This window comes from Pilimelia anulata (assembly GCF_014647895.1).
In the GTDB taxonomy this organism is placed as follows: domain Bacteria; phylum Actinomycetota; class Actinomycetes; order Mycobacteriales; family Micromonosporaceae; genus Pilimelia; species Pilimelia anulata.
In genome coordinates this window covers 125,094-148,382 of sequence record NZ_BMQB01000001.1, presented here as the reverse complement: position 1 = coordinate 148,382, position 23,289 = coordinate 125,094, and the positions used below count along the sequence as shown (strand labels likewise).

General features: G+C 77.5%; 14 protein-coding genes. 1 reads left to right on the top strand and 13 read right to left on the bottom strand.

Annotation, left to right across the window (positions count from 1 at the left end; all coding sequences use genetic code 11):
* Positions 1–20: 20 nt before the first annotated feature.
* From IEY94_RS00660 to IEY94_RS00630, 7 genes are all read right to left on the bottom strand, one after another.
* Complete coding sequence (locus IEY94_RS00660) at positions 21–2,075, bottom strand: hypothetical protein (protein ID WP_189168022.1); 2,055 nt, start codon at positions 2,073–2,075, stop codon at positions 21–23.
* On the bottom strand, positions 2,072–3,217 hold the full coding sequence (locus IEY94_RS00655; protein ID WP_189168021.1) for a 5'-methylthioadenosine/S-adenosylhomocysteine nucleosidase family protein: 1,146 nt from the start codon (positions 3,215–3,217) through the stop codon (positions 2,072–2,074). Before IEY94_RS00655 ends, IEY94_RS00660 begins: the two co-directional genes overlap by 4 nt.
* Positions 3,214–3,945 (bottom strand): NUDIX hydrolase, encoded by a 732-nt coding sequence (locus IEY94_RS00650; RefSeq protein ID WP_189168020.1) that lies wholly within the window; start codon positions 3,943–3,945, stop codon positions 3,214–3,216. The genes IEY94_RS00655 and IEY94_RS00650 overlap by 4 nt, the downstream gene beginning before the upstream one ends.
* Before the next feature lie 114 nt (positions 3,946–4,059).
* Positions 4,060–4,587, bottom strand: coding sequence for a DUF6036 family nucleotidyltransferase (locus tag IEY94_RS00645; RefSeq protein ID WP_189168019.1), 528 nt, complete (start codon positions 4,585–4,587; stop codon positions 4,060–4,062).
* A complete protein-coding gene (locus tag IEY94_RS23220) occupies positions 4,584–5,204 on the bottom strand; it encodes a helix-turn-helix domain-containing protein (RefSeq protein WP_229783211.1) in 621 nt (206 codons plus the stop codon). Before IEY94_RS23220 ends, IEY94_RS00645 begins: the two co-directional genes overlap by 4 nt.
* A 39-nt stretch (positions 5,205–5,243) precedes the next feature.
* Positions 5,244–6,317 carry an alanine racemase gene (locus IEY94_RS00635; protein ID WP_189168018.1) on the bottom strand — a complete coding sequence of 358 codons (1,074 nt, stop codon included), beginning with the start codon at positions 6,315–6,317 and terminating at the stop codon, positions 5,244–5,246.
* Between the two features lie 87 nt (positions 6,318–6,404).
* Positions 6,405–6,761 carry an ArsR/SmtB family transcription factor gene (locus IEY94_RS00630; protein WP_189168017.1) on the bottom strand — a complete coding sequence of 119 codons (357 nt, stop codon included), beginning with the start codon at positions 6,759–6,761 and terminating at the stop codon, positions 6,405–6,407.
* Between the two features lie 297 nt (positions 6,762–7,058).
* On the opposite strand from IEY94_RS00630, the gene IEY94_RS00625 reads away from it, so the two are divergent.
* Positions 7,059–8,435, top strand: coding sequence for an MFS transporter (locus IEY94_RS00625; protein ID WP_189168016.1), 1,377 nt, complete (start codon positions 7,059–7,061; stop codon positions 8,433–8,435).
* Between the two features lie 9 nt (positions 8,436–8,444).
* Here the strand turns inward: IEY94_RS00625 and IEY94_RS00620 are convergent, their stop codons facing one another.
* From IEY94_RS00620 to IEY94_RS00595, 6 genes are all read right to left on the bottom strand, one after another.
* The gene (locus IEY94_RS00620; protein ID WP_189168015.1) at positions 8,445–9,701 is read right to left on the bottom strand and encodes an MFS transporter; all 1,257 of its coding nucleotides are present in this window, start codon (positions 9,699–9,701) and stop codon (positions 8,445–8,447) included.
* A gap of 32 nt (positions 9,702–9,733) precedes the next feature.
* Positions 9,734–16,258: a non-ribosomal peptide synthetase gene (locus IEY94_RS23880; RefSeq protein ID WP_268244809.1), complete on the bottom strand. Its 6,525-nt coding sequence runs from the start codon at positions 16,256–16,258 to the stop codon at positions 9,734–9,736.
* Between the two features lie 85 nt (positions 16,259–16,343).
* A complete protein-coding gene (locus IEY94_RS00610) occupies positions 16,344–17,534 on the bottom strand; it encodes a cytochrome P450 (protein ID WP_229783210.1) in 1,191 nt (396 codons plus the stop codon).
* Positions 17,531–19,192 (bottom strand): (2,3-dihydroxybenzoyl)adenylate synthase, encoded by a 1,662-nt coding sequence (locus IEY94_RS00605; RefSeq protein WP_189168013.1) that lies wholly within the window; start codon positions 19,190–19,192, stop codon positions 17,531–17,533. Before IEY94_RS00605 ends, IEY94_RS00610 begins: the two co-directional genes overlap by 4 nt.
* 116 nt (positions 19,193–19,308) lie before the next feature.
* Entirely contained in the window at positions 19,309–22,227 is a 2,919-nt protein-coding gene (locus tag IEY94_RS00600; RefSeq protein WP_189168012.1) for a class I SAM-dependent methyltransferase, read from the bottom strand.
* The gene (locus tag IEY94_RS00595; protein ID WP_229783209.1) at positions 22,221–23,285 is read right to left on the bottom strand and encodes a saccharopine dehydrogenase family protein; all 1,065 of its coding nucleotides are present in this window, start codon (positions 23,283–23,285) and stop codon (positions 22,221–22,223) included. The genes IEY94_RS00600 and IEY94_RS00595 overlap by 7 nt, the downstream gene beginning before the upstream one ends.
* Between the last annotated feature and the right edge of the window lie 4 nt (positions 23,286–23,289).

The following is a 23,289-nucleotide window of genomic DNA, read 5'->3' as shown; positions in this document are numbered from 1 at the left end:
AGCGCCGGCGCCTCGGCGAATCAGCTCAGCGGGGCGGGTGCACGGTCGTCGATTGTCTTGAATTCGACAGACTCGTCCAGGACCGCCCTGGTGTGCAGTTGCTCGCGCTCCCGCTCGCGCTGCACCCACGTCTTCCCGTCAGCAGCGATCCCCTCGAGAATGTAGAGCGTACGAGGCACGCCGGCTGCGTCCAATGTCAGCTCCAGTGCTTCTGTCGAGCCGTGGACCAACTCGGCTTCGTCCAAGTCCAGGTCGGCGACCACCCGGCTCCCCCCGCGGCGCCCCAGGCGACCGGACATCGGCCGCAGCTTGGCGATCAGCTCCTTGATGTCGATGGCGTCGCCGTTGACCAGTTTCAGGATGAACTCCCGATCACTGTGCTCGGTAGCCTTGACCCGCACCGACGCGACGGCATCGAATCGGTACGTGACCCGCTCCCGGTCACCCACCTGCCCGGTGTTGAAGTCCATCCGTGCCTCCAACTGGCGTACGCCGTCCTCGGTGAGGAGGAATACCACCAGCTTGTAGGTGGCGTAGCGCCACGGCCCGCCCTCCTCGCGAGCGGTTCTGGTACCGCGCTTCGCTGGCGCCTCCAATACCGCATAGGTGACGGTATCGCTGGGGCGGAGCTGGTAGAAACGCATCGCCTCATGCATGAGCAGGGTCCGGTCGCAGTCCAGCCAACGCGCCACCTCGGCGTCGTCAGGCCGATTCTCCAGCCTCGCCTGCCACCGCAGAAACTCCCGGGTTCGCGCACGCAGTAGTTCTCGCGCCTCGACGAACTCATCCCGGTACCGGTACTGCTGGTGGATGCGGCGCACCAGCACCAGTGCCGTGTACCAGGCGGCGGGGAGGGTGAGGACCAGCGCAATCGACGTCAACGCCGGCCGCGCACCCCAGGCTGCCACGATCACCACAGCCAGGGCCGCGGCACACAGGACCCCGCCGCCGATCGCCCGTCCCCGCACGGCGGGAGCGACTCGTGGCCGACCACGCCTCGCCAGGATGCCGGCATCCCATCGACGCCGTAGGTCCCGGACGAGATAGCGAATCAACCAGGCCACCTGCCGCGCCTCGATCCGGTCCGCCCAGTAGAGGTCGACCACCTCGTCACACAGCGCTGCCCGCAGCCCCTCGGTCACCTCATCCCATGCGATCCCCTCGGCCCCGCCGGGTCTGAGACGGCGATGAGCGGAGCCGAACAATGCGCTGACCCGGGCCACAAAGTTCGCCGATCGAAAATCCGACCGCGGCCGGCGCGCTGTGATCGGCACCCACCCACCGGAGTGTCGGCTGTGGTGCGTCCACCAGCGCAGCACGCCGGTCAGCAGAAGCCACCCCCCGATGCCGCCCACGAACGGCACGGCGGCCAGGAGCCAACCGAGTCGGCCCACCGTGAAACTGATGATCGCGACGCTACCGGCAACAGTTGTCAGGATCGCGGGGATCAGAGCGAACCAGGCCCGCAGCGTCAATCGGGGCCGCTCGGGCCAGCGCACCCGCGGTCGCAGCGGCACCGGCTGGAAAAACATCCAGGCCCGGTCGGTCCGGGATCGGGCGAACTGCCGCTTCCTCGCGATCGTGATCATGTTCTTCCAGGCGCGGTCCTGGACCGCACCGTCCATCATCAGCGTCAGGTGCCGTTCCAGCTCCGCACGCTGCTGTTCGGGAAGACTCTCCAACTGCGCACTGATCGGCTGTCGGGTGTTCAAGCCCCGCCGATGAAGCAGATCGTCGATCAGCGCCAGCGCGGACGCCCACTGATCGGCCCCGGGGTCCGGATGCCGGGCGAGAATCTGCCGGACCTGAGCCCGGTCACCGCGGTCGAGTTGGGACATGGTTCGGCCGCTGAGCAGAGCCAGTACCAGGTAGTAGTCGATTCTGCTGTCGACGGGGAGCCGCCCGGCCGCCGACTCGATCCGCTCCCGGGCACGGCCGGGAATTCCGTAATCGAGGTAGCGCAGGCCCTGATTGAGTTGCTCCTGCGGCGAGTCGTCACGGGCACCGTAGACATTGAGCTCGTGGACCACGGCGGCCTGGGCGCCGACTTGTGCGCCATCGGTGGCGATGTTCATGAGAAGGCCTGAATCGCTGCGGCGATAGCGGCGATCTTCGCGGCGAGATCCACCACTTCGAGAGTCAGCCCCCGCAGCCGTTTGATCGGAACCGCGACCCGGCGGGCGCTCGCGGGGTCGTCCTCCCGCCACTCCCGGCGTATTGCCTGCAACTCGTCGCGGGCGGCGCGGAAACTGTCCGCGTCCAGCCGGCCGTCCGTATGGGCCTGCTTCAGTGCCCGATCCAGGTCGTCCAATTTCTGGGGAACGCCGGTGCGGTGCCGTGGCACCGGCGCCGCCATGGCTACGTGGACCGGTCCGGTGATGTGACCGGCTTGGAATCCGACGTGCGCACCCCCGGTGGCGATATTGCGTACATCACCCATGACGTCCCCCTGCCCGTTGATGGCCGGCCGCGCCGGTCCGTCAATGCGGTACTCGCCGATCACGCCGACGGCGAATTCCGCCGCGTTGGCCGCTGCCCGGGGCTGCCAGCCAGCAGTGTCGCTGGTGCTCTTGCTGCCGTCGGCTCGGTCGCTGACACCGCGGATAATCAATGCCGACAGTGCTCGATTGAGGTGGGCCGCCTGGGCCACTCCCGCGGCCTCCATCTCGATGGCGAGCGCGTCATGGTAGGTCTGCCGCACCCACCGGGCATGTGCCGAAACCGCCGAGTCCTGGACGACCTCGCCGGCGGCGATCGGACCGAATCGGACCTGCGGATGGCCGTCCGTGCCGTCGGGCCGCCAGCGACCCATTCGCGCGACGTGCCGGGCGACCTGCTCCGGGGCGTGCGGTGCCTGCCACACCCGTGGGCGGGCTTTGAGGCCGTCGTCCTCGCTGGTGCCGCCGTGGTAGGCGTAGACATGGGTGGCGACGATGACGTCGCCCAGGCGAATGTCGGGCCAGAGCGCCCCGGCAACCCCCACGAACATGATCATCGGCGGCCGGTAGTGAGCGATGGCCCGCTCCGCGAGGACCGCGGCCGGATGGTTGCCCTTTCCGACCAAACCGATGGCGATCGGCGCTCCCCCGGCCGTCCGGCCGACCTCGAACCGGGTACCGGCGGGGTGCCAGTCGGCCCGTACGTCCCGCAGGAGCCGCCTCATCGCCAGGTACTCGACGTCGAGGGCGGTGAGCACCACGATCTGTTCGCCGGTCATGCGCCACTACCGGGCTGGGTCGGCCGGAGAATCGCCGGATGGAGTTGAGTCGCCGGTCCGGCCCTGTAGTAGAGCGGCGGACGCCCCGGAGCACCGCGCCGCGGCCCGGTCGCGGGAGCGACGAACCCGTCCACGCTGCGTACCTTGCGGTAGAAGTTTCGGGCGTCCAGCGGGCTGCCCCACACTGCCTCGTAGACCTGCTGCAATTCGGTCAGCGTGAACGTGGAGGCGCAGAACGCGGTGGAAACCGTGGTGTGCTCGAGGTTTCGCCGTGCCCACTCCACCCCGTCGCGCAGAATCGTGGCGTGGTCGAAGGCCAGCGGTAGCTGTGCGGCGGTGTCAGCCGGGACCCAGCGCGCTCCAGCCGCATCGCTGCCGGCCGTCGGGCAGGGCATCCTCGGCTGGATGGCGACGAAGGCAGCCGAGACGATCCGACCACGCGGATCGCGGTCCGGCGCGTCGTAGACGCCGAGCGGGATCAAGTGCTGCTGTCCGAGCGGGACGCCGGTCTCCTCCGCCAGCTCCCGGCTGGCTGCGGCCCGGAGCGTCTCGGTGTCGTCAGCGAGGAAGCCGCCCGGCAGGGCCAACTGCGCCCGGTACGGCGGCTCACCGCGATCGATCAGCAACACCTGGAGGGATCCGTCGATGATGGTGAGGATCACCAGGTCCACGGCGAGAACCAGGGCTGGCGGCACCCAATCGGTCCCGTCCGATTCATTGTCGTTCATGGAATCGAGCGTAGTTCTTGTCAGAGCTACAAAAAATGGCCCCGACGCACATCCTTGGTTCATTGACCACGCGATGCAACTATGCGTCCCGACCCACCCGGTCGAGCCGGGCGTTCACAGGTCCGCGGCCGGATCGAGGAGTTCGCGCAGCAAGAAGCCCGCCTTCGCGGGCAGCACGTGCGCGGGGTAGTACTGCTCCACGCAGGCCAGGGCCTCGTCGACCGACGAGAAGCCACACATGCGGTACAGGTACAGGATGTCCTGCGAATCCCGCTCCACTCGCGCCGCCGCCGCCTTCATGGCGAACAGGTACGGCGCGGACGCCACCCGCACCGTCAGGCCGGCACGCTCGAACAGGGTGGTGGCGTTCGGATCGGCGCCGGGCAGGAAGCCCTTGACCGCGTCGTTGAGCCAGTCGGCGGGCAGGCCGCGCCGCGCGCCGACGACCCGCGCCGCCTCGTACACCACCTGTTTCGGCTCGAAGACGGCGTCGAGGTCGCGGGTCGATCGGCGCACGTTGTAGGCCAGCGCCAGGGCGGCGCCGCCCACGACGAACACATCGCCGCGCAGGCCGCGCCCGGCCAGCTCCGCGCCGACCTCCTCCAGTAGGCTCACCAGTTCGGCGCGGGACAGCAGCGTCATACGCTCACCAGCGACTCGCGGTCGAGGAACACGCCGCGGCTGGCCATCTCCGGCGGGGACGCGACGAAGGCCAGCGCCGCCAAGCCGCGGGAACGCCTGCCGAGGATGTCCTCCACGACGAACCAGAATCGGCGCAGGAACCGCCCCGGTGCGCAGGCCCAACCGGGCACCGGCGAGCCCTGCCGTCCGCTGACGTACTCGGCCACCCCCGCCAGCAGGGCGTCCCAGCGGGCGTCGCCCAGCGCCTCCGGTTCGGCCCGTACCGCGGCGCTGCGGACGATCGTGTCGGCGTCGCGGAGGTTGTCCAGGAACTGCACGACGTACCGGAACGCCTCGTCCGCGGCCCCCTCAGCGAGGAGGGGGCGCATCAGGTCGGCGGTGCGCGCCAGCGACGGAGCCGCCGGCTCCGCCGGCCGCACGATCACCTCGGCGCCCACGGCGTCGGCGAAGCGGACCAGCGTGCTGAGCCGGGGGTCGGATTCGCCGGTCTCCATCCGGGCGACGGCCGACTGGGTCGTGCCGATCCGCTCGCCGACGGCGGCCTGGGACAACCCACGCTCCCGGCGCACCCGCCTGAGCACGTCGACCGGCGTCCGCTCATCATTCAACACGCCCATGAGTATAGCGTATTCGCTATACTCATGGGCGCCTACGGGTCAGGTGTTGGCGCCGCGGGCGGTGACCGGCCACACGTCGGCCGCCGTGCCGTCGCTGAGCACCACCAGCTCGTCGGCGAGGTTGACCGCCGAGCACACGTGGTTCGGCACCACCCGCACGGCATCACCCAGCCCCGGCATCGCCGCGCCGTCCTCCCACACCACCGTCGCGTGGTGCTCCGACAGCGCCGTCACCCGCGCCCCGGGATGGTCGGGCAGCCGGCCCCAGCCGGTCGTCCACGGCGGCCGGTCGGCGCCCAGGACCTTGCTGCCCGCGTCCAGGATGACCCGGTCGGCGCCGCGGCTGACCACGCTCGCCGCGAGCCAGAACGCCAGTTCGTCCGGCCCGCAGGTGCCGAGTTCGAGCTGCTGGGCGTCGTTGAGGGCGTACACGCCGGGGCGCAGCTCGGTGACCGCGCCCGCGGCCGTCGCCGCCGCGGTCGGCGTGGAGCCGCCGCTGCGGATCGCGCAGTCCAGGCCGGCGGCGCGGAGGGCGGCGGCCGCGCGGTCCAGCGCCGCCGCCTCGTCCGCCGCCGCGCCGGCGCCGCCGCCGGGGGCGTAGCCGTGGCCGGGGAAGGTGAAGACGCCGCGGACCGGCAGGCCCGCTTCGGCCGCCGCGGCGGCGACCGCGCCCGCGCGGTCCGGGGTGACGCCGCTGCGGCGGTGGCCGCTGTCCACTTCGACCAGTACCTCGGCCGCGGTGCCGGCGAGCGCGGCGGCCAGGGCGCGGGCGCCCTCGGCGGAGTCGACGCCGACGCGCAGGCGGGTGCGCTCGGCCAGCGCGCGCAGGCGGGTGGCGCGGGGGCCGGTGGCCAGGATCGGGTACGCGATGAACAGGTCCGTGCAGCCGGCGTCGGCGAAGACCTCGGCCTCGCTGATCGTCGCGACCGTCAGGCCGGACGCGCCGCGGGCGAGCTGGCGGCGGGCGATCTCCGGGGACTTGTGGGTCTTGGCGTGCGGGCGCAGGGCGAAGCCGCGGGTGGTGGCGAGGGTGGCCATCGCGGCCAGGTTCCGGTCGAGGGTGTCGGTGTCGACGACGGCGTACGGGGTGCTGCGGGCGGGCGGGTGCTCCATCGGGCGAGGATGCCACGCCCCGGGTCGGGGGCGCGAGGAGTCGCCGGGACCGGCAAACCGGGTCGGGCGGGCCGCGACGTCGGGCGGCTAGTCGTGGTCGGGGATGCCGCGGACGTGGTGGTCGGCGGCGCTCAGGGCCTCGGCGACGAGTCGGCGGACGTGGGCGCCCGCCGCGCGGTGGATGCTGTGCCGGCCGGACCGGCGGACGGTGACCAGGCCGGCGAGCTTCAGCTTGGCCAGGTGCTGGGAGATCGCCGGGCGGGCGACGTTCAGCCGGGTCGCCAGGGTGTTGACGTCGTGCTCGCCCGCCGTCAGCAGCCAGAGCAGGCGGAGGCGGGTGGGGTCGGCGAGCATCCGGAGGGCGGTCACGGCGGCGTTCACCTGTGCGGGGTCCGGGAGCGCGGTCGGGTCGTCGGGCGGGTGGCGGTCATCGTGCCGGTGCATGCCCCCATCCTCGACCATCACCGCCGCCGGCCCGACCGCCGACCCGCCGACCCGACCGCCAACGGCCAACCGCCAACCGCAGCTCGTCCCGGCCGAACCGGACCACCACCGCCCGCCAACCCGACCGCCAATCGCAACCGCCGGCCCACCGGCCCACCGGCCCACCGGCTCGCCGGCTCGCCGGCCCCACGGGCTGCCGATGCACGGGCGTCGTGGGCGACCCTGCCGATCACGTTCGTGTGTGCGCACGCATGCACTTATGATGCGAGGGGCGCAGGCACGACGGAGGGGGCGGCCGTGTGGCGGGTGCTGGCGGAGCGGACGTACCGGAGGCTGTTCGTCGCGCAGGTCGTCGCGCTCACCGGGACCGGGCTGGCGACCGTGGCCCTGGGCCTGCTCGCGTACCGGCTGACCGGGGCCGGCGCCGGGGCCGTGCTCGGCGGCGTCCTCGCCGCCCGGATGGTCGTCAACGTCGCCGTGGCGCCGCTTGCGGGGGCGCTCGCCGCCCGGCTGCCGCGGCGGCGGCTGCTCGTCGGCGCGGACGTCGTCCGGGGGCTCGCCGCGCTCGCGCTGCCGGCCGTCGGCCGGGTGTGGCAGGTGGTCGTGCTGGTGGTGCTGCTCCAGGCGGCGTCGGCGGTGTTCACGCCGGTGTTCCAGGCGGCGATCCCGGACGTGCTGCCGGACGAGCGGGACTACACGGCGGCGCTGGCGCTGTCCCGGCTCGCGTACGACGTGGAGGCGCTCGCGGCGCCGCTGCTCGCCGCCGCGCTGCTGGCGGTGCTGCCGGCGGGGTGGCTGTTCGCCGGTACGGCGGCGGGGTTCGCCGGGTCGGCGCTGCTCGTGCTGTCCGTGGCGGTGCCGGCGGCCGGCGCGGCGGGGCGGCGGGGGGTGTACGACGACACCGTGCGCGGGGTGCGCACCCACCTGCGGACGCCGCGGCTGCGGGGGCTGCTCGCGCTGCACCTCGCCGCGGCGGCGGCGGGGGCGCTGGTGATCGTCGGGACGGTCGGGTTCGTGCGCGGCGGGCTCGGGCGCGGGGCGGTCGACGTCGCGGTGGCGCTGGGGGCGTTCGGCGGCGGGTCGGCGGTGGCGGCGGCGGGGCTGCCGCGGCTGCTGCGGCGGTACGGGGACCGGGCCGTGCTGGTCGGCGGCGGGGGGCTGCTGGCGGGCGCGCTGCTGGGGGCCGCCGCCGTGGCCGCCGGGGGCGGGTGGGGGTGGCCGGTGCTGCTGGGGGTGTGGGCGGTGCTGGGGGCGGCGGCGTGCCCGATCGGCGCGGCGAGCGGGCGGCTGCTGCGGCGGTCCGCGGCGGACGGGGACCGGACGGCGGTGTTCGCCGCGCACTTCGCGCTGTCGCACGCGTGCTGGCTGGTGGCGTACCCGGTGGCGGGGTGGCTGGCCGCGGGGGCGCCGGTGGGGGCGGCGCTCGCGGGGTGCGGGGTGCTGGCCGCGGCGGGGGCGGCGGGCGCGGCGGGGCTGTGGCCGGCGCGGGACCCGGCGGTCGTCGCGCACGTGCACCGCGGGCTGCCGGCGCACGATCCGCACCTGCGCGGGGCGGCGGCGCACGGGGGCGGGTGGCGGCACGCGCACGTGCTGCACATCGACGACCGGCACCCGCGGTGGCGGGCGCCGGGCCGCCGGCCGGCATCCGCGGCGGCGGGCGGCCGCCGCGGATAGCCGGGTCGGTCAGGCGCCGACCGGGGCGTCGGGGACCGGCGCCGCCGGGCCGCGCAGGGCCGTGCGGCGCAGGGCCACCAGCAGGCCCGCCGCGGCGCAGCCCGCCGCCACCAGGACGGGCAGGCCGGGCCGGACCTCGTACAGCGCCGTGCCCAGCAGCGGGCCGACGATGAACGTCGCGCCCATCGTCGCGCTGACCAGCCCGGCCGCGGCGCCCTGGTCCGCCGCCGGGGCCGCCGCCGTCGCCGCGATCGTGAAGCCGGGGAAGCCGAGGCCCAGGCCGACGGCCAGGGCGACGCAGGCGGCGGTGATCGTCGGCAGCGTGCCGGCGGCGGCCAGGCCGAGGTACGCCAGGGCGGCGATCGCGGCGCCGACCCGGACCATGCGGTGCGGGGGCCAGGCGAGCTTCGGTACGACCGCCGCCTGCACCGCGACCAGCACCAGACCGGTCGCCAGCAGCGCGACGCCGACCGCGCCGGCCGTGCCCTCGGGGCTCAGGCCCAGCCGGTCGGCGACCAGGAAGCCGACGACGACCTGGATGACGCTGAGCGACAGGTACAGCAGGAAGCCCACCGACAGCGCCGGCAGCATCGGCCGCCACGGCGCCCGGCGGCGCTCGGCCGGGCGGGCGACCGGGGTGTGCCGGGGGACGGTGGCGACGACGACCGCGAGCAGGATCGCGGCGACGGCCGGGGCGACGTACAGGGGCAGGACCAGGGCGACCGCGGCGAGCGCGCCGCCGGCCGCCGGGCCGAGGACCAGCGACAGGCCCTGCGCGGCGCCGACCAGGCTGACCCACTTGGTGCGGGTGGCCTCGTCGTCGGCCGTGGCCGCGGCGACCGCCAGCGCCGCCACCGGGACGGCCGCGATACCGGCGCCGAACAGCAGGCTGCGGAAGACCAGGAACGCGGTCATCGTGGCGCCGACGCCGGCGTGCCCGCGCAGGGCGAGCACGCTGGCGGCGGCGAAGCCGGCCAGGCCGACGGTGGCCAGGCCGATCCCGGAGAGCAGGACCGTGCGGACCCCCTTGGCGTCCAGGGCCCGGCCCCACAGCGGGCTGCTCAGCGTGAGCGCCGCCGCGGCGACCGTCACCACCAGGCCGAGCTGGGACTCGGTCAGCGCCAGCCGGCGGGCCAGCGGCGCCATCATCGGGGTGAGCAGTTGCTGGGCGGAGTACAGCACGAGGACGGCCACCAGCAGCGGGCCGATCCCCGGCCGACGGCGGGCGTCGGCGGGGGCGGTCGGCTCGGTTTCGCGCAGGGTCACGGGATCACCTGATCATGTCGACATCGGATGGATTACACCTCGCCGTCCTCCACCGGGCCGGTCGGCCGGGCGGCCCGTACCGCCGCGGCGACCCGACCCAGGGTGGGCTGGGCGAAGAATGGGGCCAGCGGCAGGTCCACGCCGTACCGGCCGCGGGCGAGTTCGACGAAGCGGACCGCGCGGACGCTGTCGCCGCCGAGCCGGAAGAAGCTGTCGTCGGCGCCGATGTCGGCGACGTCCAGCAGCTCCGTCCACATGGCGGCCAGCTCGCGCTCCAGCGGGTCGGCGAGCGGGGCCGCCGCGCCGCCCGCGGCCGCCGCGACCGCCGCGGCGACGGCCGCGCGGTCGACCTTGCCGTTGCGGGTCAGCGGCAGGCGCTCGGCCGGGACGAGCCGGTCCGGTACCAGGTGGGCCGGCAGCCGGTCGGCGAGCCAGGCGCGCAGCGCGGCCGGGTCGGCCGGGCCGGTGCCGGCGGCGGGGACGGCGACGCCGACGAGCCGGCGGGCGGTGTCCCGGCCGACGGCGACGACCGCCGCCCGGTCCACCGCGGGGTGGGCGGCGAGCGCGGCCTCGACCTCGCCGGGCTCGATCCGGTGGCCGCCGACCTTCACCTGGTCGTCCAGGCGGCCGAGGATCTCCAGCAGGCCGCCGGGGCGGTACCGGCCGCGGTCGCCGGTGCGGTACCAGCGGGTGCCGCCGGCGGTCGGGAACCGGGCCGCGGTCAGCTCCGGCGCGCCGACGTAGCCGCGGGCGACGCCGGCGCCGCCGATCCACAGCTCGCCGGGGGTCCAGTCCGGACAGTCCCGGCCGAGCGGGTCGACCACGCGGAAGCGCTGGTGCCGCAGCGGGCGGCCGTACGGGACGGTGGGCCAGCCGGGCGGCGGGTCGCCCTCGTACGCGTTCGACCAGATCGCCGCCTCGGTGGCGCCGCCGAGCGCGACCAGCCGGGCGGCCGGCGCGGCGGCGCGCAGCCGGGTGCCCAGGTCGGTGGGGACCCAGTCGCCGGAGACCAGCGCGAGCCGCAGCGCGGGCAGGGTCCGGCCGCGGGACGCGGCGACGACGAGCAGCATGTCGAGCAGGGTGGGGACGGAGTTCCACACGGTCACGCCGTGCGCGGCGGCCAGGTCGAGCCAGCGCGGGGCGTCCCGGCGCTCCCCCTCGGCGGGCAGGACCAGCGCGCCGCCGGTGCTCAGCGGGCCCGCGATGTCGAAGACGGACAGGTCGAAGTCCAGCGCCGAGAGGGCCAGGACGCGGTCGGCAGGGCCGAGGTCGTACCGGGTGGCGATGTCGTCGACGGTGTTCGCCGCCGCCCGGTGGGTGACGTCGACGCCCTTGGGGGTGCCGGTCGAGCCGGAGGTGAAGATCGTGTACGCGAGGTCGTCCGGGTCGACCGGCGCCGGGGCGGGGGCCGGCGGGTGGGTGAGCGCGTCGGCGACCGACAGCGCGGCCACCCCGACCGGCCAGCCGGCCGCGCCCGCACCCCTGCCGGCGGCGGCCGGCGGGCCGGCGGCGGGCGGCGGGGCGTCGGTCAGGGCCAGGGTGGCGCCGGCCGCGGCGAGGATCGCGTCCCGGCGCGGGGCCGGCTGGTCCACGCCGATCGGCAGGTACGCCGCGCCGGCCGCGAGCACCCCGAGCACCGCGGCGACCTGGTCGGCGCCCTTCGGCAGCGACACCGCCACCCGGTCCCCCGGCCGGGCGCCCGCGGCGGCCAGCCGGCCGGCGATCCGCAGCGCCCGGTCGGCCAGCTCGCCGTACGACAGCGCGGCCGGCGGCGCCGGTGCGGTGAGCAGGGCCGGGGCGTCGGGGTGGCGGGCGGCCAGGGCGAAGAAGTCGCTGTGCAGCAGGGTCCGGCCGACGGGGGCGGCGGTGTCGTTGGCCGCGTCCCGGGCGCGGCGCTGGGCGAGCGGGAGCGGGGCGTCGAGCGGGGCCGCCCAGTCGGCGGCGGCGAGCCGGCCGAGCAGGGCGCGGTGGGCGGCGACCAGGTCGTCCAGCAGGCCCGGCGGGAACAGGGCGTCGACGGCGTCCCAGTTCAGGTCGACGGTCGGGCCGGCGGGGTCGTCCGGGCGCTCGACGACCTGGTGGTCCAGCCACACCTGCGGGGTCTGCGAGACGCCCCAGGTGTGGTCGGCGAAGGGGCCGCGGGCGGCCCGGTCGGCGGCGGCGACGCCGAGGGCGCTGGTGAACACCACCGGCATCGTCGCGTCGCCCTGACCGGTGTGCCGGGCCAGCTCGCGCAGCACCCACACGGTCGAGCCGGCGCGGTGGTCCAGGGCGCCCCACAGCTCGGCCTGGATCCGGCGGACCCGGTCCAGCCAGGTGTCGCCGGGCTCGGGTACGCAGGCGATGAGCAGCAGCGAGGTGAAGTCGCCGAGGACCCGGTCGACGTCCGGGTGGACGTCCCGGCGGTCGAACAGGGTCAGGTTGAGGGTGAGGTCCGGGCGGGCGCTCCACCGGCCGAGGACCTCGGCGTACGCGGCGAGCAGGACCGCCGACGGGGTCAGCCCGTGGGCCCGGGCGCGGTCGGTCAGCGCCCGCCAGGTGGCCGGGTCGAGCCGGGCGCAGCGGCGGCTGAACCGCGGCACGCCCAGCGCCGCCGGGTCGGCGGCCAGCGGGAGCTGCGGGGCCGGCGGCAGCGCGGGGACCCGGTCGGCCCAGTACGCCCGGGCGGCGGCCCGCTCGGCGTCGTCCGGCGCGGCGGCGGCCAGGTAGTCGCGGAAGGACAGGTCCGGGGCCGGTGGGAGGGCGGCCGGGTCGGCGTACGCGGCGTCGAGTTCGGCGTAGAAGGTGAGGATGCTCAGCGCGTCCAGGATCAGGTTGTCCAGGCCGACGCCGATCCGGCAGCCGGCCGGCGAGCGGACCACCCGGACGTCGAACAGCGGCCAGCGCGCCGGGTCGAACACCGCCGCGGCCATCCCGTCGCGCAGCCGGGCGAACGCCGCCGCCGGGTCGGGGCCGGCGTCGTCCACGGTCAGCCGGAACGGCGGGACCGCCGGCAGCACCCGCTGGTTGCCGTCGGCGTCGAACACCGCGCGCAGCATCGGGTGCCGGGCGACGACGGTGTCGATGGCCCGGGCGAGCCGGTCGACGTCCACGTCGGGCACGTCGTACTCGCGGTAGAAGTGGCAGCCGACGCCGCCGAGCGGGAAGTCCGGGGAGCGGCCGAGCAGGTACGCCCGCTGCACCTCGGTGGGCGCGAACGGCGCCCCCGCCGCGGCCGGGTCGGGCACGGCCCGGGGCGGCGCGCCGGCGGCCGGCGCGGTGGCCAGGGTGGTGGCGAACGCGGCCAGCCCCGGGTGGGCGAACAGGCTGCTCAGCGCCGCCCCGGCCAGCCCCTCGTCGCGCAGCCGGGCGACCAGCCGGGTGGCCAGCAGCGAGTCGCCGCCGAGCCGGAAGAAGTCGTCGTCGCGGCCGACCGCGGGCAGGTCGAGGACGTCCCGCCAGGCGGCGGCGACCCGCTCCTCCACCGGGCCGCGCGGCGGCTCCCCGGCGGGGGCGGGCGCCGCGTCGGCGGCCAGCAGCGCGGCCAGCGCGGGCCGGTCCACCTTGCCGTTGCCGGTCAGCGGCAGCGCGTCGACCGCGGCGATCCGGTCCGGTCGCAGCGCCGGGGGCAGCTCGCCGGCCAGGTGGGCGGCCAGCGCGGCCGGGTCGGCGCCGGCCGGGGTCACCACGGCGCCGAGGCGCCCGCCGTACGCGAGCGCGACCGCGCCGGTGACGGCCGGGTGCCGGCGCAGCGCCGCCTCGACCTCGCCCGGCTCGATCCGGTGGCCGCGGATCTTGAGCTGGTGGTCGGTGCGGCCGAGGAACTCGACGGTGCCGTCGGGGCGGTACCGGGCCAGGTCGCCGGTGCGGTACCAGCGCACCCCGTCGGCGGGAACGAACCGGTCGGCGGTGCGGTCGGGGTCGCCGCGGTAGCCGCGGGCCACGCCGGCGCCGCCGATCCACAGCTCGCCGGGCACCCAGTCGGGCCGGTCCCGGCCGAGGGCGTCGACGACGCGGCAGGCGACGTTGCGCAGCGGCGTGCCGTACGGGACGCAGGACCAGTCGGCGGCCGGCTCGCCGACCTCCTGGACGGTGGAGTGGATGGCCGTCTCGGTGGTGCCGCCCAGCGCCGCGAACCGGCAGCCGGGCGCCGCGGCGCGCAGCCGGCCGGGCAGGTCGGTGCCGACCCGGTCGCCGCCGAGCAGGACCAGCCGCAGCGGCAGCGGCGTACCGGTCGAGGCGGCCTCGGTGAGCAGCATGTCCAGCAGCGCGGGCACGCAGTTCAGCACTGTCGCGCCGTGCGCCGCGGCCAGCCGCAGCCAGCCGCCGGCGTCGCGGCGGCCGCCGGCGGCGTCGCAGATCAGGCTCGCGCCGGCCGACAGCGGGCCCAGGATGTCGTACACCGACAGGTCGAACTCCAGCGCGGACAGCCCGAGGAACCGGTCGCCCGGCCCGACGCCGAAGCGGGCGTTCAGGTCGGCGACCGTGTTGCCGGCGGCGGCGTGGCTGACCTCGACGCCCTTGGGCGCGCCGGTGGAGCCGGAGGTGTAGATGACGTACGCCAGCGCGTCCGGGTCGCCGGTGCGCGGCCGCGGCAGCGGCTGGCCGGGGCGGTCCAGGTGCTCCTCGGTGAGCAGCAGCCGGGCGCCGGCGTCGGCGAGGATCCGGTCCCGCCGGGCGGCCGGCTGGTCGGCGCCGATCGGCAGGTACGCGGCGCCCGCGGCCAGCACGCCGAGGACCGCCTCGACCTGCCGCGGGCCCTTGGGCAGCGCGACGGCGACGAGGTCGCCGGGGACCACGCCGTACGCGGCGAGCCGGCCGGCGACGGCGAGCGCGCGGGCGGCCAGCTCGCCGTACCGGAGGCGGCCGTCGGCGCCCCAGCGCAGCGCGGTCCGGTCGGGGTCGGCGGCGGCGTGCCGGAAGAACGCGTCGTGCAGCCGCCCGCCCGGCAGCGGGCCGGCGGTGGCGTTGGCGGCGGCGCGGGCCGCCCGCTGCGCCGCGGGCAGCACGGCCGGCGGCGGCGCGGTCCACGCGGCCGGGCCGGCGCGCAGGCCGTCGACCAGGTCGGCGTACGCGGCGAACATGGCGTCCAGGACGCCGGGCGGGAACGCGTCCTCGCGGGCGTCCCAGTTGACCAGCAGGCCGCCGGCGTACTCGGTGACCTGGGCGTCCAGCCACACCTGCGGGCCCTGCGAGATCACCCAGGACGGCTCGCCGAACGTGTCCCGCACGTCGGCGCCGAACAGGTCGCCGAGGCCGACCGCGCTGGTGTACACCACCGGCGCGACGACCCGGTTGCCGTCCCGGCGGGACAGCTCACGCAGCACCTCGACGCCGGAGAACGCGTGGTGCGCGGCGTCGGCGTGGAACCGCGACTGGAGCGCCCGGGCGCGGGCGGCGAGGTCGCCTGGGGCGGCGCCGTCCCAGGCGAGCAGGACCGAGGAGGTGAAGTCGCCGACCAGGTCGTCCACCGCGGGGTGGGTGGGCTGCCGGTCGAACAGCGGCAGGTTGAGCAGGAACCGCGGCTGCGCGCTCCACCCGGTGAGCGTCTCGGCGAACGCCGCGGCCAGGGCCATCGCCAGGGTCAGGCCGTGCGCCCGGGCGTGCCGGTCCAGCTCGGCCCGGGCGGCGGCGTCGAACAGCCGGTGCCGGCGGACCACCCGGCTGGCGCCGACCGGGCCGGCGGCCGCGGGCAGCTCCGGCGGCCCGGGCAGGTCGGGCAGCCGGCCCAGCCAGTGCTCGCGCGCGGCCGGCGCGCCGGCGGTGTCCCGGTCGGCGAGGTACTGCGCGAAGTGGTACGGCAGCGCCGGCAGCTCCCCGCCCCGGTACAGGGCGGCGAGGTCGCGCAGCAGCACCCGCAGGCTGAGCGCGTCCGCGGCGATCATGTCCAGGTTGACGTGCAGCCGGGTGCCGCCGGGGCGCAGCGCCGCGGGCAGCCGGGTGAGCTGCACGTCGAACACCTCGCCGGCGGCGATGTCGAGGCTGCGGTGCGACAGCGCCCGGCGCAGCTCGGCGCAGGCCGCCCGGGCGGTGTCGGCGGTGGCGCCGCGCAGGTCGTGCACGCGCAGCCCGGTCCACGCCGCGGCGGCGGGGACGCGCTGGGTGCCGTCGTCGCCGACCCGGACCCGCAGCATCGGGTGCCGGTCGAGCAGGGCGCGGACGGCCCGGTCCAGCCGGTCCGGGTCCACGTCGGTGCCGTCGAACTCGTGGTAGAAGTGCGCGGCGACACCGCCGAGCTGCTGGTCCGGGGCGCGGCCGACCCAGTACGCGTGCTGCATCAGCGCCAGCGGGAACGGCGCCGCCGGGTCGACCGGCGGCCGGCGCTGGGCCGGCACGGGCGGGGCGGGGGCGGCGCCGCACAGGTCGGCCCACGCGGCCAGGGTGGGGGTGCGGGCCAGGTCCGCGAAGCCGACCGGCACGCCGGCCCGGCGCAGCGCGGTGGCCAGCCGCATCATCCCGATCGAGTCCAGGCCGAGGGCGATCAGGTCGTCGTGGGCGCCGATCCGCTGCGCCGGCAGGTCCAGCAGGTCGGCGACGCGGTCGCGCAGGGGGGTGGGGGGCGGCGGTTGAGGCGACACGGGTCGCTCCGTTCGGTACGGCCGGGCGGTCCGGCAGGGGTCGGCAGCGGGGGTGGCGGCGGGAGGGCGCCGCGGGGTCATCGGCTCACCACGTCACCGGCATGGCGCGGGGGCCGCGGAAGAACGTCTCGGTCCGCCACTGCACGGGCCCGGCCGGGCGCAGGCCGGGCATCCGTTCGAGCAGCGCGGCGAGCGCCTCGTGCAGCTCGAGCCGGCCGAGGGCGGCGCCGAGGCAGTGGTGCAGCCCGTACCCGAAGCCGAGGTGCCCGGTGGCGTCCCGGTCGGGGTCGATCCGGTCCGGGTGGGGGAAGCGGCCGGGGTCGCGGTTGGCGGCGCCGATCGAGACGAGCACCGGCTCGCCGGCCCGGACGACGGTGCCGCCGATCCGGACGTCCTCGGCGGCGTAGTGGGCGAACATCGCGCCGGTGGCCAGCGGCGTGTACCGGAGCAGCTCCTCGATCGCCGCGGGCAGCCGGGCCGGGGCGGCGCGCAGGGCGGCCCGGTGCTCGGGGTGGCGGTGCAGCAGGTACCAGAAGTTCGGGATCTGCGCGGAGCTGGCCTCGTACCCGGCGACGAGGATCGCGATGCAGAGCAGGACCAGCTCCGGCTCGGACAGTGCCCCGGCCTCGTCCCGGGCGGCGATCAGCGCCGTGATCAGGTCGTCGGCCGGCTCGGCGCGGCGGCGGTCGATCAGGTCGCCGATGTACCCGCGCAGCGCGCCGAACGCCGCCGCCGTCGCCGGGCCGGCGTCCGGCCCGGTGGCCAGCAGCGCGTCGTTCCACCCCCGGAACCGGTCCCGGTCGGCGTGCGGCACCCCGAGCAGGGTGCAGATCAGCGCCGTCGGCATCGGCACCGCGAAGTCGGCGACCAGGTCGGCCGGCGGCCCCTTGGCCAGCATCGCGTCGATCAGCTCGCGGGCGAGCTGCCGGACGTGCGGGCGCAGCGCCCCCACCCGGCGGGCGGTGAACGCCTGCCCGGCCAGCCGGCGGATCCGGCTCAGCGCGGGCGGGTCCATCGTGACGATCCCGCCGATCGCGCGCGGCAGCGCGCGCGGGGCGTCCCGGTCCGCGGCGGCGGCCCGGGAGAACCGCCGGTCGGCGAGGACCTGCCGGGCCTCGTCCCACCGGGTGACCAGCCAGGCCGGCTCGCCGAGCGGCAGCCGGACCCGGGTCAGGCCGGGCGCCGCGAGCGCCGCCCGGTAGCCGACGCCGAGGTCCAGGCCGGTGAAGTCGTTGAACGGGTACGGGCACTCCTCCACCCCGGCCGGCGCGCTCACCGGCGGTCCCGGGCCCGGGCGGCGAGCGCCCGGCGGTCGACCTTGCCCACGCCGGTGCGCGGCAGGTCCGGCACGACGCGCAGCCGGTCCGGGATCTTGAACGCGGCGAGGCCGAGCGCGGTGAGGTGGGCGGCGAGGTCGCGCCGGTCCGGGCCGGCGGCGCCGCGCTGCCGGGGTACGACGAACGCGAAGGTCCGCTCCCCCAGCACCGGGTCGGGCACGCCGACGACGGCGACGTCGGCGATGTCGGGGTGGCGCAGCAGCAGGTCCTCGACCTCCTCGACGGGCACCTTGTCGCCGCCGCGGTTCACCACGTTGGTGCGCCGGCCCTCGACCCGCAGGTGCCCGGACGGCAGCCGCCGGACCAGGTCGCCGGAGCGGTAGAACCCGTCCTCCGTGAACGCCCCGGCGGTGGCCGGCCCGTCCGGGTAGTAGGCGCGCAGCGTGTACGGGCCGCGGGTGTGCAGCTCGCCCAGCTCGCCGTCGGGGACCTCGGCGCCGGCCCGGTCCACGATCCGGATCTCGTCCGCGGGCGACAGCGGCCGGCCCTGGGTGTCGTGCACCAGCGCGGGCGGGTCGTCGGGCCGGGTGAAGTTCAGTAGGCCCTCGGCCATGCCGTACACCTGCTGGAGCGCGCAGCCCAGCTCCGGCGCGACCCGGGCGGCGACGCCGGCGCTCAGCCGCGCGCCGCCGACCTGGAGCAGCCGCAGGCTGGACAGGTCGGCGCCGCCGTCGGCGGCGGCCTCCAGCCAGACCAGCGCGAGCGGCGGGACCAGGGCGGTCACCGTGACCCGCTCCCGCTCGACCAGCGGGAACACCGTGGCCGGGTCGGCGTCCGGGCAGAGCACGACCCGGCCGCCGACCGCCAGCGTGCCGAGCAGGCCGGGGCAGGCGAGGGCGAAGTTGTGCGCGGCGGGCAGGGCGACGAGGTACCGGTCGTCGGCGGTGAGGGCGCAGACGTCGGCGCTGGCCCGCCAGTTGTACGCGTAGTCGTGGTGGGTGCGGCCGATGAGCTTGGGCAGCCCGGTGGTGCCGCCGGACAGCAACAGCACCGCCACGTCGCCGGGGCGGGGACCGGGCGGGGCCGCCGGCGTCGCGTCCGGGGGCGCGGCGGGTTCGGCGGGCGGCGCGGGGTCCGGGGTGGACAGGGCGGTGAACGGGGTGAACTCCGCCGGGTCGCCGACGACGATGACGGTGTCCAGGCCGGGCACGCTCGCGCGCAGGCGGCGGGCCAGCGGGCGGTGGTCGTACCCGCCGGCGACGTCGGCGGCGACGTACGCGCGCGCCCCGGCCAGCCGGGCCAGGTGGGTCAGCTCGGTCTCCCGGTGCGCCGGCAGCGCGCAGACCGGGACGGCGCCGACCCGCGCGGCGCCGAGCAGCAGCAGGACGAACTCGGCCACGTTCGGCAGGTGCACGAGCAGCCGGTCGCCGTCGCCCAGCCCGAGTCGGCGCAGGCCGGCGGCGACCGCGGCGGCGCCGGCGGCCAGCTCGGCGTACGTCCAGCGGCGGTCGCCGTCGACCAGCGCCGTGCGGTCGGGCCAGCGCGCGGCCCCGGCGGCGGCGAGGTCGCCGAGCAGCTCGTCGCGCCAGTAGCCGGCGGCGCGGTACCGGTCGGCGAACTCCGGCGGCCAGCCGGTGAAGCCGGCGAGTGCGGCCATCGCATCCTCCTCGGACTCGGTGCGCGGGGCCGAGGGGCCGGCCCCGCGCGGGACGTTGTCGGCGGCGCCGGGGCGCCGGGGTCGGGCGGCCGGGCAGCGGCGCGGCACGCGCGCGGTCACGGCACCGCGAGGTCGTGGCCGGACCACGCGCTCGCGGGGCCGAGCGGGTCGGTGCCGGCGGCCGCACCGCCGCCGGCGGACCCGGCGGGCGTCGCCGCGGCGTCGGCGGCGCGCAGGACGTGGACGTGGTGCCCCAGCTCGGCGAGCGGGTGGCCGGGCGGCGGCAGCGCGGCGACGAGCGCGAGGCCGGCCCGGCCGTACGACTCGCGCCAGCGGGCGGCGGTCAGGAACGTCGTCCGGTCGACGGCCCGCGCGTCGGCCGGCGGGGCCAGCAGCAGCGCCTGCGAGGTCATGATCCAGTGCTCCTCGGCGGTGGGCTCGCTGACCACCAGGTGCCCGCCGGGGGCGAGCAGGTCGGCCAGGTGGCGCAGGCTGACGTCGGTGTCCCGGGCGGCGTTCAGCACGCCGCCGCCGATGATCACGTCGAACCCGCCGGGCGCCAGGCCCTGCAGCCCGGGCGGGGCGTCGATGTCGTACCGGGCGCCGCGCACCCGGCCGCCGCGGGCGGCGAGCAGCGGCGCGAGGAACGCCCGGGACACGTCGGTGAGCAGGTAGTCGACCGGCCGGCCGGCCAGCGCGGGCAGTACCGCGTCGGTGGTCGCGCCGGTCCCCGCGCCGATCTCCAGCAGCCGCGGCACCGCGCCGGGCGGTCGGTCGGCGCACAGCGCGGCGACCGCGGCGGCGACGGCGGCGTGCTGGTACCGGGCGGTGACGCTCTCCCGGTACAGCGCGCGGGCGGTGCCGAGGCTGCCCGCCGGGAACAGCACCTCGACCGGCGAGCCGCGGCCGCGCAGCAGGTCGGGCAGGGCGGCGGCGTTGCGGCGGGCGTACGCCACGGTCCGGTCGCCGCCGACGGCGGCCCGCCAGCGGGCGGCGAGCGCCTCCCAGTCCGGGACGGGCGCGGCCGGGTCGGCGGGGGCGATCAGGTCGCCGTCGCGGCGGACGAGGCCGGCGGCGCCGAGCACGTCGAGCCAGCGGCCGACGAGGGCCCGGTACGGCGGGGCGACGCCCGCGGCGGCGGCGATCCCCGCGGCGTGCGCGGGGCCGGCGAGGACGCCGCAGCGGCGGAGCGTGTGCAGCATGGACGCCCGGCCGGCGGCCTGCAACTCCCGGACGGCGGCGATCGCTGCCGGCACGTCCACGGCGGCGAGCGCGGCGTCGCCGGCGGTCCCGGCAGCGCCGGCGAGCGCGGCGTACGACGCGGCCGGGGTGGCGGGTTCGGGGGCGGCGACCAGCACGATCGGCACGCCGCCGAGCGCGGCGGGCACGGCGGTCGCGGCGGGGGCGAGGGCGATGACGGCGGTCAGGGTGCCCAGGTCGGTCAGCGGCAGGGTCGGCGCCGCGGCGAGGGCCGGCAGGAGCGCGGCGGGCAGCACCACCCGGTCGGCGCCGCTGCGCTCCACCGCCGCGAGCAGCCGGGCCGGGTCGGCGACGGGTGCCCGGTCGACGGCCGCGTCCGCGGCCAGCTCGGCGGCCCGGGCGGCGGCGGTGTCGGGCAGGCCGGCGAGCAGCACTCGGCGGGCACCGGACAGGGCCGCGGACAGATCGGTCATCACTCCCCCTGGTATTCGGTCCGACCGCTCGACCCGGCCGTGACCGGGCGCGGTGCGGTGGTCGGCGGGTTCGGCGCGGTGGTCGGCGGGTTCGGCGTGGTAGAGCCGTTGGCCGGCGACGGCCAGCGGGCTGTCCGGCGGCGGCAGGTCGGCGACGGCGGCGAGGCCCGCGGCGGCGAGCAGGCGGCGCCAGCCGGCGGCGTCGCAGAACAGGTCGCCGGTGGCGGCGCGGACCGGGTCGCGCGGCCGGCGGTCCCGGCCCGGCGGCGGGGACAGCAGGAAGCTCATCGACGTCAGCACCACCGGGTTGGCGCCGGTGGACTCGGTGAACAGCAGCCGCCCGCCCGGCGCCAGCGCCCGCCGTACCTCGGCGAGCGTGGCCGCGAGGTCGACCGCGTTGTGCAGGCTGTTGCCGGCGATCAGGACGTCGACGCTGCCGGCCGGTACGCCCTGCTCGGCGAACGGCCGGTCCAGGTCGAGCAGCCCGGTGCGCAGGCCGGGGAACCGGTCGGCGGCGGCCGCGGTGAACAGGCGGGACACGTCGGTGAACAGGTACGTGTGCGGGCGGTCGGCCAGCGCCGCGCGGACGGCCGCCGTGGTGCCGCCGGGCCCGCCGCCGACCTCCAGGACCCGCAGCGGACCCGGTGTGTCCGGCGTGGACCGGGCGAGCCGGGCCAGCTCCCGATCGAGGTGGTCGACGAAGACGTTGCGCTGGTACGTGGCCAGCGCCGCCACGGGCTCCCGGTCGGCGAACAGGATGCCGGCGAGCTGGCACTCGTCGCGCAGCAGCGGCCCGAGCCGCGCGATGACCCGCCGGTGCAGCCCGGCCATCTCCGGCGGGAACCCGAGGTCGGCGTACGCGGCGGCGAGGCCGGCGAGGTCCGGCGCCGCGGGCGCGGCGGGCGTGGCGGCGTACCGGTCGGCGGGGTCCGGCGCGGCGGACCGGGTCGCGGGGTCGGCGGGGAGCGCGGCCGTGGTGCCGGGTCCGCGGTGGGTGCGTGCGGGGTCGGGCGCGGCGGCCGGGTCCGCGGCGGCCGGGAGGTGGTGGGCGCGGCCGGCGGCGGCCAGGGCGCGCAGCCAGGCCGCGACGAGCCAGCGGTGCCGGGGCGCGGCGCCGAGCACGTCGGCCACCTCGCGGGCCGTGCGGAACACGCCGGCGGGCAGCGCGCCGTGCCGGTCCAGCAGCGCGGCGACCGCGCCGAGGCTCGCCCCGGCGAGCCGCGCGAACGCCGGCCGCGGATCCGCGGCCACGCCCGGGTCGTCCGCGATATCCCCGATCCCGGCCGCGGCGGCGGTCGCACCGGCCGCGGCGCGGCCGCCCGGGTTCACCGCGAGCTGGGGTGTTCGGTCGGGGGTCAGCATGTGCCCTCCTCCACGTCGTCGGCCGCGACCCCGTCGCGGACCGTCAGCGCCGCCGCCCCCGTACCGGTCAGCCGGGCGATCGCCGCCGCCGGGTCGAGGACGTCCGCGGCGAAGTGCCGGCCCGGCGGTACCGCGCCCGCCAGCACCGCCTCGACCGTCAGCCCCACCACCGCGCCGGTGACCGCGGCGTTGCCGGCGGCGTGCACGACGACCGTCCGCTCCCGCTCCCCGGCGACGCTGACGACCAGCACCACCCGGGCGGGCCGCCCGCACAGGTCGAGCCGGCTGGACCGGCACAGGTCGGCGACGGCCGCCGGCCGGGGCAGCGCGGGCGCCCGGTCGAACGCGGCGGTCATGTGCGGGCCGGTCAGGGCGGTGTACCACTCGCCGTCGGCCAGGCGCAGCGCGGCGGCGACCCGGCCGGCCTCCGGGTCGAGGTAGGGCAGGGTGGTGACCGGGCCGTCGAGGTGCGGGAGGGCGGGCAGCGCGCCGCGGCGCAGCGCCCCGGCGACCACCCGCCCCCCGCGCCACGCCGCGCGCGCGGCGCCCCCGGCGGCGGCGAGGTAGTCGGCGGCGGCGACCTCGGTGAACGCGTCCCGGACGGCGAGGTGCGAGCGCAGCGTCGCGCCCGGCCCGAGGTCGCGGGCGGCCCACCGTGGCAGCAGGCCGGTCAGGCCGGGCCGCAGGCCGGCGGAGAGGACGGCGACCCGGCCGGCGGCGGCGTACCGGTCCGGGTCGAGGGCGGCGTGCAGCGGGTCGTCGCCGCCGGCGTCCACGTAGTCCGCGCCGGCGGCCAGCGCGGCCAGCGCCACCCGGTCGCCGACGGTGTGCGCGGGTCCGGCGCAGTTGACGACGAGCCGGCAGCGGCCGGCGAACGCGGCCAGGCCGCGCGCGTCGGCGACGTCGACCTGCTGGTACGCCGACGCGGGGCAGCCGGTGCCGCGCGGGTGCCGCCCGCCGACCAGCACCGGGCCGAGCCCGGCGGCGGCGAGCCAGCCGACGGCCGCGCTGCCGACGTCGCCGCGCCCGCCGACGACCCCGATCGGCCGCCGGCTCACGCCG